Annotated in this window: 9 protein-coding genes; all 9 read left to right on the top strand. The window is 67.4% G+C overall.

Annotated elements, in window-relative coordinates; genetic code table 11:
• Nucleotides 1-5 precede the first annotated feature (5 nt).
• Entirely contained in the window at nucleotides 6-1955 is a 1950-nt protein-coding gene (locus AC3WTE_RS25110) for a glycosyltransferase (RefSeq protein ID WP_492441893.1), read from the top strand.
• Nucleotides 1952-2536 carry a phosphatase PAP2 family protein gene (locus AC3WTE_RS25105; RefSeq protein WP_492441891.1) on the top strand — a complete coding sequence of 195 codons (585 nt, stop codon included), beginning with the start codon at nucleotides 1952-1954 and terminating at the stop codon, nucleotides 2534-2536. Before AC3WTE_RS25110 ends, AC3WTE_RS25105 begins: the two co-directional genes overlap by 4 nt.
• Nucleotides 2533-3450 carry a decaprenyl-phosphate phosphoribosyltransferase gene (locus AC3WTE_RS25100; RefSeq protein WP_492441889.1) on the top strand — a complete coding sequence of 306 codons (918 nt, stop codon included), beginning with the start codon at nucleotides 2533-2535 and terminating at the stop codon, nucleotides 3448-3450. The genes AC3WTE_RS25105 and AC3WTE_RS25100 overlap by 4 nt, the downstream gene beginning before the upstream one ends.
• Nucleotides 3447-5474 carry a terminal beta-(1->2)-arabinofuranosyltransferase gene (aftB, locus tag AC3WTE_RS25095; RefSeq protein WP_492441887.1) on the top strand — a complete coding sequence of 676 codons (2028 nt, stop codon included), beginning with the start codon at nucleotides 3447-3449 and terminating at the stop codon, nucleotides 5472-5474. Before AC3WTE_RS25100 ends, aftB begins: the two co-directional genes overlap by 4 nt.
• A gap of 163 nt (nucleotides 5475-5637) precedes the next feature.
• On the top strand, nucleotides 5638-6639 hold the full coding sequence (locus tag AC3WTE_RS25090; RefSeq protein ID WP_459367418.1) for an esterase family protein: 1002 nt from the start codon (nucleotides 5638-5640) through the stop codon (nucleotides 6637-6639).
• A gap of 256 nt (nucleotides 6640-6895) precedes the next feature.
• A complete protein-coding gene (locus tag AC3WTE_RS25085) occupies nucleotides 6896-7765 on the top strand; it encodes an alpha/beta hydrolase-fold protein (RefSeq protein ID WP_492441885.1) in 870 nt (289 codons plus the stop codon).
• A gap of 136 nt (nucleotides 7766-7901) precedes the next feature.
• Nucleotides 7902-8918, top strand: a complete 1017-nt coding sequence (gene culp6 / locus AC3WTE_RS25080; protein WP_492441883.1) for a carboxylesterase Culp6 — start codon at nucleotides 7902-7904, stop codon at nucleotides 8916-8918.
• Between the two features lie 220 nt (nucleotides 8919-9138).
• Nucleotides 9139-11022, top strand: coding sequence for a long-chain-fatty-acid--AMP ligase FadD32 (fadD32, locus tag AC3WTE_RS25075; protein ID WP_492441981.1), 1884 nt, complete (start codon nucleotides 9139-9141; stop codon nucleotides 11020-11022).
• A gap of 56 nt (nucleotides 11023-11078) precedes the next feature.
• On the top strand, nucleotides 11079-16517 hold the full coding sequence (gene pks13 / locus AC3WTE_RS25070) for a polyketide synthase Pks13 (RefSeq protein WP_492441881.1): 5439 nt from the start codon (nucleotides 11079-11081) through the stop codon (nucleotides 16515-16517).
• Nucleotides 16518-16528 lie beyond the last annotated feature (11 nt).

Raw genomic sequence — 16528 nt, 5'->3', positions numbered from 1 at the left:
AAACCATGAGCGATATTCCGTCCGGCGCGCTGGCGTCGGGGCAGTCCCGTGCCGTGAGTCTGCTGTCTCGCGTCATCCTGCCCCGGCCGGGTGAGCCCCTCGACGTTCGCAAGCTGTACATCGAGGAGTCGGCCACCAACGCCCGGCGCGCCCACGCCCCGACCCGCACCACGCTGGAAATCGGTACGGAGTCCGAGGTTTCGTTCGCCACCTACTTCAACGCCTTCCCGGCCAGTTACTGGCGGCGCTGGTCGATCCTGACCTCGGTCGTGCTGCGGGTCGAGTTGACCGGCAGCGCGCGGGTGGACGTCTACCGGTCGAAGGCGACCGGCGCGCGAATCACCGTGGGCGGCAGCGAAATTGCCAGCGGCGACGACGGCCTCCCGGCAGTGGTCGAGTTCGAGATCGGCCTGGAGCCGTTCGAGGACGGCGGCTGGATCTGGTTCGACATCACCACCGACAGTCCGGTGACGGTGCACAACGCCGGGTGGTACGCCCCGGTGGAAGCGCCCGGGCGGGCGAACATCACGATCGGTATCCCGACCTTCAACCGGCCGGCCGACGCCGTCAACGCCCTCGCGGCGCTGACCTCGGATCCGTTGGTGGACAACGTAATCGGTGCGGTTATCGTGTCCGACCAGGGCGCCAGCAAGGTCAAGGACCATCCCGACTTCGCGGCTGCGGCGGCTCCGCTGGCCGACCGGCTGACCATCCACAACCAGCCCAACCTCGGCGGCTCCGGCGGCTACAGCCGGGTGATGTACGAGGCGCTGAAACACACTGACTGCGAACAGATTCTGTTCATGGACGACGACATTCGCATCGAGCCCGATTCGATCCTGCGGGCGCTGGCCCTCAGCCGCTTCGCCAAGAAGCCGACGTTGATCGGTGGGCAGATGCTCAACCTGCAGGAGCCCTCGCACCTGCACGTCATGGGCGAGATGGTCGACGCGGAGAACTTCATGTGGAGCGGCGCCGTCAACACCGAGTACGACCACAACTTCGCCAAATACCCGCTGAACGACGAAGAGGAGTACCGCAGCCGAATCCTGCACCGCCGCATCGACGTCGACTTCAACGGCTGGTGGATGTGCATGATCCCGCGGACGGTCGCCGAGGAACTGGGACAGCCGGTGCCGCTGTTCATCAAATGGGACGACGTCGAGTATGGACTGCGCGCGGGTGAACACGGCTACCCGACCGTGACTCTGCCCGGCTGCGCCATCTGGCACATGGCGTGGAGCGACAAGGACGACGCCATCGACTGGCAGGCGTACTTCCACCTGCGCAACCGCCTGGTCGTCGCGGCGCTGCACTGGGACGGCAACATTCGCGGACTGCTCGCCAGTCACATGAAGGCGACTATCAAACACCTTCTGTGCCTTGAATATTCGACGGTCGCCATCCAGAACCACGCGATGGATGACTTCCTGGCCGGGCCGGACAATCTGTTCACCATCCTCGAGTCCGCGCTGCCCGAGGTGCGGGCGATGCGCACCGAGTTCCCGGATGCGGTGGTGCTGGAAAGCGCGACCACGCTGCCCGCGCCGTCGGACAAGAAGTGGCGCCGCAAGGTCAAAATCCCCACCAGCGTGCCGTCGATCGCGCTGCGTCTGAGCCGTGGTGTCGTGCACCAGCTCAAGCCTCACGATCCGGAAAACCATGTGCGGCCGCAGATCAACGTCGCGACGCAGGACGCCCGCTGGTTCTCGCTGTGCATGGTCGACGGCGTCACCGTCACCACCGCCGACGGCCGCGGTGTGGTCTACCGCCAGCGTGACCGCGAGAAGATGTTCGAGTTGCTGCGTGAGTCGGCCAAGCGTCAGGTGCAGTTGGCCCGCAAGTTCAACCGCCTGCGGAAGGTGTACCGCAACGCATTGCCGGAGCTGACGAGCCAGGCGAAGTGGGAGAGCGTGCTGCTGGCCTCTCAGACCGAATCGGCCGGTGCTAGGTGAGCCTCGAAGGTAACCCCGATCCGGAGCCGGGCGAACCCGTCGCCGACTCCCCGCGCGGTGAGGACGCCATCCTGGTCGGCGTTCAGTCCGCGCTGACCGGTCGTCCCGGCGTGCTCGCCGGAGCCCGCGTGCTGTCCCACTTCGGCGAACACAGCCTGGGCTGGTTCGCCGTCTGCGGCCTCGGTGCGTTGCTGCAGCCGCAGCGCCGCCGGGCCTGGGTGACCGCGGGTGTCGGCACCTTCGTCGCCCATGCGGCCGCGGTGCTGATCAAGCGGGTCATCAAGCGCGAGCGCCCGCAGCATCCGGCCATCGCGGTCAACGTCGGCACTCCGAGCCGGCTCAGCTTCCCCTCGGCGCACGCGACGTCGACCGCTGCGGCCGCGATCCTGATCGGCCGGGCCACGGGCCTGCCGCTGCCGTGGTTCCTGGTGCCGCCGATGGCGTTGTCGCGCTTGGTTCTCGGCGTGCACTATCCCACTGACGTGCTGACCGGTGTCGTGGTGGGAACCGTGGTCGCCGAATCGGTCGGGGCGGTTTCCGATCGATCGGCCAGAGCGCGAACTGCAGAGGTGAAGGCATGACCGAACAGACGCAGCAGCTGGGGCCGCCGAAGAACCTGGCCGCCGGCATCATCAAGGCGCTGCGCCCGCGGCAGTGGGTGAAGAACGTCCTGGTGTTGGCCGCCCCGCTGGCGTCGCTCGGTGCTCAGGGACACGCCTACAGCTACAGCGAGGTCTTCAAGGACGTCAGTGTGGCGTTCGTGGTGTTCTGTCTGGCCGCATCGTGTATCTACCTCATCAACGACGCGCGTGATGTCGAGGCCGACCGGGTACACCCCACCAAGCAGTACCGGCCGATCGCGGCGGGCGTCGTGTCTGTTCAGCTGGCCTACAGCATGGCGGTGGTGCTCGGTGTCGCCTCTCTGGGCATCTCGTGGTGGCTCACGCCCAGCCTGGCCATCGTCATGGCGGTTTATCTCGCGACGCAGCTGGCCTACTGCTTCGGTCTGAAACACCAAGCGGTGCTGGACATCTGCATCAACTCGTCGGGCTTCCTGATCCGCGCCATCGCCGGTGGCGCGGCCGCCGGGATCCCGCTGTCCAAGTGGTTCCTCCTGGTGTTCGCGTTCGGCTCGCTGTTCATGTCGGCCGGAAAGCGTTACGCCGAACTGCAACTCGCCGAGCGCACCGGCGCCAAGATCCGCAAGGCGCTGGAGTCCTACACGAGCAGCTACCTGCGGTTCGTCTGGACGCTGTCGGCCACGGCCGTGGTGCTCTGCTACGGATTGTGGGCCTTCGAGGGCAACAAGGGCCCGTGGTTCGCGGTGTCGATGGTGCCGTTCACCATCGCGATCCTGCGCTACGCCGTCGACGTCGACAGTGGTGCTGCGGGTGAACCCGAGGAGATCGTGCTGAACGACCGAGTGCTGCAGCTGCTGGGCGTGGCCCTGGTCGCAACCCTCGTCGCCGCGATTCTGCCCGGGCTGATCCGGTGAGTGACTCGCCCGCTCGGCAATTGCTGCGCGGGCCGGTCTTCCCGTATGGCCGGGCCGCGCGGATCAGCCTGTGGCTGAGCGTCGTGGTGTGTGCCGCATTGTTCGGCTGGGGCGCCTGGCAGCGCCGGTGGATCGCCGACGACGGTCTCATCGTGTTGCGCACCGTGCGAAACCTGTTGGCCGGCAACGGCCCCGTTTTCAACGTCGGTGAGCGGGTCGAATCCAACACCTCGACGCTGTGGACCTATCTGGTCACGCTCGGGGCCTGGATCGGTGGCTCGGTGCAGCTCGAGTACGTGGCCCTGGCCCTGGCCCTGACGCTGAGCGTGGCGGGCCTGGTCTTCGCGATGCTCGGCACCGGCCGGCTGTACGCCCCCGGCCTGCGGGGCCGGCGCGCGCTGCTGGTCCCGGCCGGCGCACTGGTCTACATGGCCGTGCCGCCCGCCCGTGACTTCGCCACCTCAGGCCTGGAGAACGGCCTGATCATGGCCTACCTGGGACTGCTCTGGTGGATGATGGTGTGCTGGTCACAGGGCCCGATTGCTCCTCCCGTCCGCAGCGGTCTCATTGCTCCTCCCGTCCGCAGCGGCCCGAGCGAAGCCGACGCCAATGTCACCAGCGCCCGTTTCGACGGCGCGCTCGCCTGCCTGGCGGGCCTGTCGGTCATGGTGCGGCCCGAGTTGGCGCTGATCGGCGGCGTGGCACTGGTCATGCAGCTGGTCGCGGCCCGGGGCCGGCATCGCCGCGTGATCATTGTGGTGGCCGGCGGCCTGATCCCGATTGCCTTCGAGATCTTCCGGATGGGTTACTACGGCCTGTTGGTGCCGATCACCGCGCTGGCCAAGGACGCCACCGGTTCCAAATGGCAGCAGGGCTTCGTCTATCTCAGCAACTTCAACCGGCCGTACCTGTTGTGGATCCCGGCCGTGCTGACGGTGGCCCTGGCAATTGTGTTGTTCGTCACACACAGCCGGCCGTGGTGGGGCCAACCGGCGCCGCGCGGCTACCGCTCGTTGGCCCGCCGGGTCCAAAGCCCCACTGCCGTAGTGATATTCATGGCGGGCAGTGGTCTGGTGCAGGCGCTCTACTGGCTGCGCCAGGGTGGCGACTTCATGCACGGCCGGGTGCTCCTGGTCCCGCTGTTCTGCCTGGTCACGCCCATTGCGCTGATTCCGATCGTGCTCCCGGACGGCAAGAACATCGCCCGCGAGGTCGGCTACGCGCTGGCCGGTACGACGACGGCCCTGTGGCTGGCGGTGGTCGGCTGGTCGCTGTGGGCGGCCAACTCGCCGGGGCTCGGATACGACGCCACCCGGGTCACCTACTCCGGCATCGTCGACGAGCGGCGCTTCTACTCGCAGGCCACCGGGCACGCGCACCCGCTGACGGCGGCGGACTACCTGGACTACCCGCGCATGCGGGCGGTGCTGACGGCCATCGACAACACGCCGGTGGGTGCGTTGCTGTTGCCGTCGGGCAATTACGACCAGTGGGACGTGGTTCCGGCCATGCCGCCGCCGGTCCCGGACCCGAAGTCGCCGCCGCCGCCCAACTGGTTCGAAAAAGGCCCACACACAGTCTTTTTCACCAACCTCGGCATGATGGGCATGAACCTGCCGCTCGAGGTCCGGGTGATCGACCAGATCGGGCTGGCCAATCCGCTGGCCGCGCACACGGCACGGCTGGACGACGCGCGCATCGGTCACGACAAGGACCTGTTCCCGGACTGGGCGGTGGCCGAGGGCCCGTTCCTGCGCAAGCCGCCGTGGATTCCGACGTATCTGGACCAGGACTGGGTGGCGCAGGCGGCGGTCGCGCTGACGTGCCCGGAGACCGAGACGATGCTGAGCTCGGTGCGCGCGCCGATGGACTTCCACCGGTTCATGTCAAATCTGGTACACGCGTTCACATTTACGCGTTACCGGATCGATCGCGTGCCGTTATACGAGCTGCACCGCTGCGGGCTCGATGTGCCTCCGAAGCTGTCGACCCCTTACACTGGCTTACCGGCTACCGGTCCGTAGTTTCAGCGCATGAGCGCTGGCACGGTCTGAAGCGTAGGTAACGCCGGGGAACCATGCGGCGATAACCACTCGGGCGTGTGCGCCCGGCCTGATCGTCACCTCAACGGCAGAGGCGGTGGTGAGGGTTGTCCGTACGCCGTCATAGGAAAATTTAGGGAGCGGTATGAGTTTCGTTGGGAAGATGCGGTCGATGGCCAAGGCCATGCCGCGCCGGATGGCGGTTGCGGCCGTTGCCGCGGCAGCGCTGCCCGGTCTTGTCGGGGTCGTCGGTGAAACGGCGACTGCAGGGGCTTTCTCGCGTCCCGGTCTGCCGGTTGAGTACCTGCAGGTTCCGTCTGCGGCCATGGGTCGCGACATCAAAATCCAGTTCCAGAGCGGCGGCGCGGGTTCGCCGGCCGTCTACATGCTTGACGGCCTGCGTGCGCAGGACGACTTCAACGGCTGGGACATCAACACCGCCGCCTTCGAGTGGTACAACGGCTCGGGTATTTCGATGGTCATGCCGGTCGGCGGCCAGTCCAGCTTCTACAGCGACTGGTACAAGCCGGCTTGCGGCAAGGCTGGTTGCTCCACCTACAAGTGGGAGACGTTCCTGACCCAGGAACTGCCCGCTTACCTGCAGGCCAACAAGTCGGTCAAGCCGACCGGTGGCGCTGCTGTCGGTCTGTCGATGGCCGGTTCGGCCGCGATGACCCTCGCCATCTACCACCCGCAGCAGTTCATCTACGCGGGCTCGATGTCGGGCTTCCTGAACCTGTCCGAGGGCTGGTGGCCGTTCCTGGTCAACATCTCGATGGGTGACGCCGGCGGCTACAAGGCCGACGACATGTGGGGCTCCACTGGCGACCCGAACAACGCCTGGAAGCGCAACGACCCGATGGTCCAGATGGCCACGCTGGTCGCCAACAACACCCGCCTGTGGGTCTACTGCGGCGACGGCAACCCGAGCGACCTGGGCGGCGACAACGTGCCGGCCAAGTTCCTCGAGGGCCTGACCATCCGCACCAACCGCACCTTCCAGCAGAACTACCTGGCTGCCGGTGGTACCAACGGTGTGTTCAACTTCCCCAACAGCGGTACCCACGACTGGGGCTACTGGGGCCAGCAGCTGCAGGCCATGAAGCCTGACCTGCAGCGTGTGCTGGGTGCTTCGGGACAGGCGTAAGCGCTTGCTCCTGAGGTAAATCCTCTGGCAACAACTCGCACTGGCGGCGGCGACCTTCACGGGTCGTCGCCGCCAGTCGTTTATGTCCGGGTGAGCGCATATCCGGCCGATCACTGGCAACGTTCCCTCCCGTTGTTCGGTCACCATCTCCAGAGGTGATGTGGTTCACTACAACGCGGGTTCAGGACGCTCGGACGATCACGAACAGGTGAGGTTGGTTATGGGGTTGCAGGCAATGCGGGGGATGTTCCGGACGATGGCTGCGAGCGCAGCCGCGGTGGCACTCACCGCGGGCATGCTGACCGGCACCGGAACCGCCCGAGCCGCGGGCGTGGAGACGCTGATGGTGCCTTCGGCCGCGATGGGCCGGGATATCCCGGTGACGTTCTCCGGCGGCGGTCCGCACGCGGTCTATCTCCTCGATGCGTTCAATGCCGGTCCCGATGTGAGCAACTGGGTGACGGCCGGCAATGCCATGGGCACGCTGGCCGGTAAGGGCATCTCCGTGGTGGCCCCGGCCGGTGGCGCGTTCAGCTTCTACACCGACTGGGAGCAGGACGGCAGTAAGCAGTGGGAGACATTCCTGAGTCAGGAGCTCCCGGACTGGCTGGCGGCCAACAAGGGCCTGGCCCCGAACGGTCACGGTGTGGTCGGCGCGGCCCAGGGTGGCACTGCCGCGCTTGCGCTTGCCGAGTTCCACCCGGACCGCTTCCGCTTCGCCGGCTCGCTGTCGGGGTTCCTGACGCCGTCGTCGACGACGTTCAACGGCGCGATCACCGCCGGGATGCGCGAGTTCGGCGGCGTGGACACCTACGGCATGTGGGGCGCCCCGCAGCTGGGCCGCTGGAAGTGGCACGATCCGGACGTCCACGTGAGCCTGCTGAACCAGAACAACACCCGGATCTGGGTGTTCAGCCCGTCGACGGTCACCTGCAGTGACCCGGCGGCCATGATCGGCTACTGCGACCAGGCCCAGGGCAGCAACCGCGCCTTCTACTCGCACTACCGCAGCGTCGGTGGCCACAACGCGCACTTCGACTTCCCGGACGGCCCGCAGCACGACTGGGGCAGCTGGAGCGGCCAGCTCGGCGCCATGTCGGGCGAATTGGTGAGCGTCATCCGCTAGCCAATTCCATGATTTCGCGCACAGCGCAGTGGCGCTGGCCAGCCGAAAAGCAGTCGGCGTGACCTCCATGTGACGAGCGCTGAGTACATTCGGAACGCAACCGGATCGACTCTGCCCGCAGGAGACTTCACACCATATGGCCACCAACAATCGGCGTCGCCGCCACCGCATCCTTGCCATCGCCGCGGCGGGTGCGGTAGCCCTGCTGGTCATCGTGGTCGCGTTCGCGATCGTGGTGTGGCTGCGTCAGCCCGGCGAGATTCCCGGGCCGACACCGCCGCCCTCCGCGCAGCCGCCGACCTCGGGTCCCACCACGAAGCCGTCCAAGCCGCGGCCGGCCTACCAGTCGGCCGACTGCCCCGACGTGCAGTTGATCTCGATCCCGGGTACCTGGGAGTCGTCACGGGCCCTCGACCCGCTGAACCCGACGCCGGCGTTCCCGATAGCGCTGCTGCTGAACGTCAGCAACCCGCTGGGCCAGGATTTCGGCGCCGACAGGCTGGCGCAGTACACGGTGCCCTACACCGCGCAGTTCCATAACCCGCTGGCCGCGGACAACCAGATGTCGTACAACGACAGCCGGGAAGAGGGTAAGAAGAAAGCTGTCGAGGCGATAACCGACATCAACAACCGGTGCCCGCTGACCAGCTTCGTGATCGTCGGCTTCTCGCAGGGCGCGGTCATTGCCGGCGACATCGCCAGTGACATCGGCAACGGCCGCGGTCCCATCGACCAGGACCTGGTGCTCGGGGTGACGCTGATCGCCGACGGCCGGCGTCAGCCCGACGTCGGCAAGGATGTCGGCCCGAACCCTCCCGGACAGGGTGCCGAGATCACGCTGCACGAACTGCCGCTCGGGATGCTCGGGCTGAACATGACGGGACCGCGCGTCGGCGGCTTCGGCGCGCTCAACGACCGCGTCAACGAGATCTGCGGAAAGGGTGACCTGATCTGCGCCGCGCCGACCGAGGCGTTCAACGTCGTCAACCTTCCGAACACCCTTGCCACCCTGTCTGGCAGCGCCGCGGGACCGGTGCACGCGCTGTACAACACGCCGCAGTTCTGGAGCCTTGACGGCCAGACCTCGACGCAGTGGACACTGGACTGGGCCAAGCAGCTCGTCGACAACGCGCCGCATCCCAAGCACGGCTGACATCCGGCGTTGGCTACTGGCGAGTACAAACCGATGGGGCGATTTGGCCTGCGAATACGCGTCACCTAACATTAAGAGATAACTAAGAGCACGGTCGTATTGCTGACGGTGCATCTTGGCGTGGCATATCGCTACTGCCCGGTACCATTTGCCGGGATTTGGCGTGACCGGACGCACACACGACGTGGCCGGCGCGGCAGGCTGTGACAGGAGATTTCTGATGGCGTTCCACAACCCGTTCGTCAAGAACGGGAAGATCACCTTCCCGGACGGTGCCGGCATCGTGAAGCACGTCGAACGCTGGGCGAAGGTCCGCGGCGACCGGCTGGCCTTCCGGTTCCTGGATTACTCGACCGAGCGTGACGGCGAAGCCAAAGACCTGTCGTGGGCCCAGTTCAGTGCCCGCAACCGCGCCGTCGGCGCCCGCCTGCAGCAGGTGACACAGCCGGGCGACCGGGTGGCCATCCTGTGCCCGCAGAACCTCGACTACCTCGTGGCGATGTACGGCGCCATGTACGCCGGCCGCATCGCCGTGCCGCTGTTCGACCCGTCTGAGCCGGGTCACGTCGGCCGCCTGCACGCCGTGCTCGACGACTGCAAGCCGTCGGCCATCCTCACCACCACCGCCGCCGCCGAAGGCGTGCGCAAGTTCTTCCGCAGCCGTCCGGCGAACGAGCGGCCGCGCGTCATCGCGGTCGACGCCGTGCCGGACGAGGTCGGCGTCACCTGGGTGCCGTTCGACGACGTCGACGAGAACACCGTGGCGTACCTGCAGTACACCTCGGGCTCCACCCGCATCCCGACCGGTGTGCAGATCACGCACCTCAACTTGGCCACCAACGTGGTGCAGGTCGTTGAGGCCCTCGAAGGTGAAGAGGGTGACCGGGGCCTGTCCTGGCTGCCGTTCTTCCATGACATGGGTCTGATCACCGCGCTGCTGGCGCCGATGATCGGGCACAGCTTCACCTTCATGACCCCCGCCGCCTTCGTGCGCCGCCCGGAGCGCTGGATCCGCGAGATGGCGCGCAAGGAAGGCGACACCGGCGGCGTCATTTCGGTGGCCCCGAACTTCGCCTTCGACCACGCCGCGGCGCGCGGGGTTCCCAAAGAACCGATCGACCTGTCGAACGTCAAGGCCGTGCTGAACGGCAGCGAGCCGATCTCGGCCGCGACCGTGCGCCGGTTCAACGAGGCATTCGGCCCCTTCGGCTTCCCGTCCAAGGCCATCAAGCCGTCGTACGGTCTGGCCGAGGCCACGCTGTTCGTGTCCACCACGCCGTCGTCCGAAGAGCCGACCATCGTCTCGGTGGATCGCGACGCCCTGAACACCGGCACCTTCGTGGTGGTCCCGGACGACTCGCCGAAGGCAGTGGCCCAGGCCGGTGCCGGCAAGATCGGTGTCGACGAGTGGGCCGTGATCGTGGACGCCGAGACCGCCACGGAGCTGCCCGACGGCCAGATCGGCGAGATCTGGATCAGCGGCGCCAACATGGGCACCGGATACTGGGGCAAGCCCGAGGAGACCGTCGAGACGTTCCAGAACATCCTCAAGTCGCGCACCAGCCCGTCGCACGCCGAAGGCGCCGCCGACGACGCCACCTGGGTGCGCACCGGCGACTTCGGCGCTTACCACGACGGCGAGCTGTACATCACCGGTCGCGTCAAGGACCTGGTGATCGTCGACGGTCGCAATCACTATCCGCAGGACCTCGAGTACTCGGCGCAGGAGGCCAGCAAGGCCCTGCGTGTCGGGTATGTGGCGGCCTTCTCGGTCCCGGCCAACCAGCTGCCCGACGAGGTCTTCGCCGACGCCCACGTCGGCCTCAAGCGCGATCCCGACGACAGCTCCGAGCAACTGGTGATCGTCGCCGAGCGTGCGCCGGGCGCGCACAAGCTGGAGACCCAGCCGATCATCGACGACATTCGCGCGGCCATCGCGGTGCGCCACGGCGTCACCGTGCGTGACGTGCTGCTGACCGCGGCCGGCGCCATCCCGCGTACCTCCAGTGGCAAGATCGGCCGCCGCGCCACCCGCCAGGCTTATCTGGACGGCTCGCTGCGCAGCGGCAAGGTGGCCAACGCGTTCCCCGACGATCTGAACTGAACTCCTCTATCCCGGGCCCGAACTACCCCGTCCGGCGGCGAAAGTGAACAGTGAAAATGACTGACACCGAAGACAATTCGAACAAACTCGACACTTCGCCGCAGGAGGGTGACAACGCGCCCGTGCCGCGCGCCAACGGCATGACCGTGCCGGAGATGCGTGAGTGGCTGCGCAACTGGGTGGCGAACGCCACGGGCCAGTCGCCCGACCGGATCGACGAGTCCACCGCCATGGTGGAACTGGGCCTGTCCTCGCGTGACGCGGTGGCCATGGCCTCCGACATCGAGGATCTGACCGGTGTGACGCTGACCGCCACCGTGGCGTTCCGGCACCCGACCATTGAGTCGCTGGCACAGGTCATCGTCGAGGGCGAGCCGGAAGTGGACACCGCTGCCGCCGATGCCGAGGACTGGTCCCGCGACGTCGACGAGGACGTGATGAACATCGCGGTGGTCGGTCTGGCCACCCGTTTCCCGGGTGACATGAACACGCCCGACGAGATGTGGCAGGCGCTGCTGGAAGGCCGCGACGCCATCACCGATCTGCCCGAGGGACGGTGGGAGGAGTTCCTGTCCGAACCGCGGATCGCCGAGCGCGTGGCCAAGGCGCGCACCCGTGGTGGATACCTCTCGGACATCAAGGGTTTCGACGCCGAGTTCTTCGCGCTGGCGAAGATGGAAGCCGACAACATCGATCCGCAGCAGCGGATGGCACTCGAATTGACCTGGGAGGCGCTGGAGTTCGCTCGCATCCCGGCGTCGTCGCTGCGCGGCGAGGCGGTCGGCGTCTTCGTCGGCTCCTCGACCAACGATTACAGCTTCCTGTCCGTCTCGGACCCGTCGATCACGCACCCGTACGCCATCACCGGCACCGCGAGTTCCATCATCGCCAACCGCGTTTCGTACTTCTACGACTTCCGCGGGCCGTCGATGACCATCGACACCGCCTGCTCCTCGTCGCTCGTCGCGATGCACGAGGGTGTGAAGGCACTGCGCTCCGGTGAGGCCGACGTGGTGGTGGCCGGTGGCGTCAATGCCCTGGTGACCCCGATGGTGACCGTCGGCTTCGACGAGGTCGGCGGCGTCCTGGCGGCGGACGGCCGCATCAAATCCTTCAGCTCGGATGCCGACGGTTACGCCCGCTCCGAGGGCGGCGGCATGGTCGTGCTCAAGCGCGTCGCCGATGCCCGCCGCGATGGTGACGAGATTCTCGCCGTCATCGCCGGTTCGGCCATCAACCACGACGGCCGCTCCAATGGCATGCTGGCGCCCAACCCTGACGCGCAGGAAGCGGTGCTGCGCAAGGCCTACAAGGACGCCGGCGTCGACCCCAAGACCGTCGACTACATCGAGGCGCACGGCACCGGCACCATCCTGGGTGACCCCATCGAGGCCGACGCGCTCGGCCGCGTCGTGGGTCGTGGCCGCGCCGCCGACAAGCCCGCGCTGCTCGGTGCGGTGAAATCCAATGTGGGACACCTGGAATCGGCTGCCGGTGCGGCCAGCGTCGCGAAGATGACACTGGCGCTGTACCACGGCAAGCTGCCGGCCTCGATCAACTACGCGGGTCCCAACCCGTACATCGACTTCGACAAGGAACACCTCAAGGTCAACGCCGAGCTGTCGGAGTGGCCGCGCTACAGCGGCCACGCCGTCGCCGGTGTGTCCGGCTTCGGCTTCGGTGGTGCCAACGCGCACCTCGTCATGCGTCAGGTGCTGCCCAGCGACCTCGTCGAGCCGGAGCCCAAAGAGGTTGTGGCCGAAGAGAAGCCGGCTTCCGACGCGGGCGCCGTCTACGTCGGCGGCGTCAAGATGGACGAGTACGGCGAGTTCGCCGATCATGAAGATGACACTCGCGGTGACGCCGAGTTCTACGGCTACGAGACCGACGACGAGCCGGAGCTGCCGGGCCTGACCGAGCGGGCGCTGGAGCTGATCGGAGCCGCGCGCGCTGAGCTGGACGCTGCTGAGCCGGTCAAGCGCATTGTGCCGCTTGCGGTTTCGGGCTTCCTGACCTCGCGCAAGAAGGCCGCCGCCGCTGAGCTGGCGGACTGGATCGACAGCGAAACGGGCCGGTCCTACTCGCTGGAATCGATCGGTCGTTCGCTGTCCCGGCGTAACCACGGCCGTTCGCGCGCCGTGATTCTCGCGCACGACCACGACGAGGCGGTCAAGGGTCTGCGGGCGCTGGCCGAGGGCAAGCAGAACCCGCTGGTGCTGGCCGCCGACGGCCCGGTCACCAACGGCCCGGTGTGGGTGCTGGCCGGTTTCGGGGCCCAGCACCGCAAGATGGGCAAGAGCCTCTACCTGAATGATCCGATCTTCGCGGAATGGATCAACAACGTCGACGCCCACATCCAGGATGAGCGCGGCTACTCCGTCGTCGAGTTGATCCTCGACGACGCGATCGACTACACCAACGAGACGTGCGAATACCCCATCGAGGTCGTCCAGACCGTGATCTTCGCGCTGCAGATCGCCCTCGGTGAGCTGCTGAAGGCGCACGGCGCGAAACCCGGTGCGGTGGTTGGCCAGTCGCTCGGTGAAGCGGCCGCGGCCTACTTCTCGGGTGGCCTGTCGCTCGCCGACGCCACCCGCACCATCTGCTCGCGCGCCCACCTCATGGGTGAGGGCGAGGCCATGCTGTTCGGCGAGTACATCCGCCTGATGGCGCTCGTCGAGTACTCGGCCGAGGAGATCAAGACGGTCTTCGCCGACTTCCCGGGCCTCGAGGTGTGTGTCTATGCCGCCCCGACCCAGACCGTCATCGGCGGCCCGCCGGAGCAGGTCGACGCGATCATCGCCCGCGCCGAATCCGAGGGCAAGTTCGCGCGCAAGATGCAGACCAAGGGCGCCAGCCACACACAGCAGATGGACCCGCTGCTCGGCGAGCTGTCCGCGGAGATCCAGGGCATCGAGCCGCACCCGCTGCAGACGGCCTACTACTCGACGGTGCACGAGGGTCAGCTGATCCGCGCCGGTGCCGATCCGATCCACGACGTGGAGTACTGGAAGAAGGGGCTGCGCCACAGCGTCTACTTCACCCACGGCATCCGCAACGCCGTCGACAACGGGCACACCACCTTCCTCGAGCTCGCGCCGAACCCGGTGGCGCTCATGCAGGTTGGGCTCACCACCATGTCGGCCGGCCTGCATGACGGTCAGCTGATCCCGACCCTCGCCCGCAAGCAGGACGAGGTCGACTCGATGACCAATGCCATGGCCCAGCTGTTCGTGCATGGCCATGACCTGGACTTCCGGACGATGTTCTCGCCGGCCGTGGACCCGGCCGTCGACTACGCGCCGATCCCGCCGACGCGCTTCAAGCGCAAGCCGCACTGGCTGGACGCGCACTTCACCGCCGACAGCTCGGCCATCGAGCCGGGCAGCCACGTCGCCACCCCGGACGGCCGCCACGTGTGGGAGTACGCCCCGCGCGGCGAGGTCGACGCCGCGGCGCTCGCCAAGCTGGTGAAAGCCGCTGCCGCACAGGTGCTTCCGGATGCCACGCTGACCGCCTACGAGCAGCGCGCCATCCCCGGTGCGGGTGCCCGCCTGGTCACCACGCTGACCCGGCACCCCGGTGGTGGCACGGTGCAGGTGCACGCCCGCATGGGCGAGTCCTTCACCTTGGTGTACGACGCCGTGGTCACCCGCGGCGGTGACGGCGCAGCGCTGCCGGTCGCGATGGGTGGCACGGCCCTGCCGGCCGCCGTCGGCGCCTCGGTGGCCGAAACCGTCGTAGCCGCACCGGAACCCGAAGACGACGCCGCCATCCTGCAGGACAACCTGACCGCGGGTGCCGGCCTGGCCGCCAACTTCGCGAAGTGGTCGCCGGAATCCGGTGAGACCATCGCCGACCGGCTGGGTGCCATCGTCGGTGGCGCCATGGGCTACGAGCCCGAGGACCTGCCGTGGGAGGTGCCGCTGATCGAGCTGGGTCTGGACTCGCTCATGGCGGTCCGGATCAAGAACCGGGTCGAGTACGACTTCGACCTGCCGCCGATTCAGCTGACCGCGGTGCGCGACGCCAACCTGTACGCGGTGCAGAAGCTGATCGAGTACGCGATCGAGCACCGCGACGAGGTCGGCCAGCTGGCCGAGGCGCAGAAGGGGCAGACCGCCGAGGAGATCGCGGCTGCGCAGGCCGAATTGATGGGCGGCGCAACCACTGTCGCTGAGCTGGAGGCGAAGCTCGCCGAGGCCGGGCATCCGCTGGCCGACAAGGCGGAGGAGACGCCTGCCGCTGCGATCGCTACGGATGCGGCTGTGGCGCAGGGTATCCCGGCTCCTCCGACTAACCCGGCCGGCCCGGCGGTCCCGCCGCCGCCGACCAACCCGTCGGGACCTGCCGGACCGAGCCAGGCCACCGCGGCCGCAGCTGCGGCCAAGGTTCTCACGCAGGAGGCGGTCACCGAGGCGCTGGGCGCCGACGTCCCCCCGCGCGACGCGGCTGAGCGCGTCACCTTCGCGACGTGGGCGATCGTCACCGGCAAGTCGCCCGGCGGCATCTTCAACGAGCTGCCCGCCGTCGACGACGCAACGGCGACCAAGCTGTCCGAGCGGCTCTCCGAGCGCGCCGAGGGCATCGTGACGGTCGAGCAGGTGCGGTCGGCCAAGACCATCGAAGCGCTGTCGACCATCGTGCGTGATCAGCTCGAAGACGGTGTGGTCGACGGGTTCGTCCGTACGCTGCGTCCCGCTAAGGAAGGCGGCCCGCAGGTTCCGCTGTTCGTCTTCCACCCCGCCGGTGGCTCGACGGTGGTGTATGAGCCGCTGTTGAAGCGCCTGCCGGAGGACATCCCGGTCTATGGCATCGAACGGGTCGAGGGCTCCATCGAGGAGCGCGCCGCCGAGTACGTGCCGAAGCTGCTGGCGATGCACAAGGGTCCGTTCATCCTGGCCGGCTGGTCGCTGGGTGGGGCCCTGGCCTACGCGTGTGCCATCGGGCTCAAGCAGGCCGGCGCCGATGTGCGGTATGTCGGATTGATCGACTGCGTGCGGCCCGGTGTGCCGATCGACAAGACGCAGGCCGGCATGCGGGCCCGCTGGGACCGCTACGCCCGCTTCGCCGAGCGCACCTTCAACGTCGAGGTTCCGGAGATTCCCTACGAGGAACTGGAGAAGCTCGACGACGAGGGCCAGGTGAAGTTCGTCCTGGACATCGTCGCCCAGAGCGGCGTGCAGATTCCGGGCGGCATCATCGAGCACCAGCGGACGTCGTATCTCGACAACCGCGCGCTGGACACCATCGAGATCCAGCCGTACGACGGCCACGTCGTGCTCTACATGGCGGACCGCTACCACGACGACGCCATCGTGTTCGAGCCCGCGTACGCCACCCGTCAGCCAGACGGTGGTTGGGGCGAGTTCGCTCCCGACTTGGAGGTCGTGCATATTGGCGGCGAGCACGTCCAGGCGATCGATGAGCCGTACATCGCCAAGGTGGGCGCGCATATGAGCCAAGCCATCAACCAGATCCAGGCCGGCAAGTAGGTAGTAGGAGA

This window comes from Mycobacterium sp. FW102-FHT13B02, from assembly GCF_058790275.1.
The sequence above is the reverse complement of the archived record's forward strand: the minus strand, read 5'-3'. Positions and strand labels throughout refer to the sequence as shown.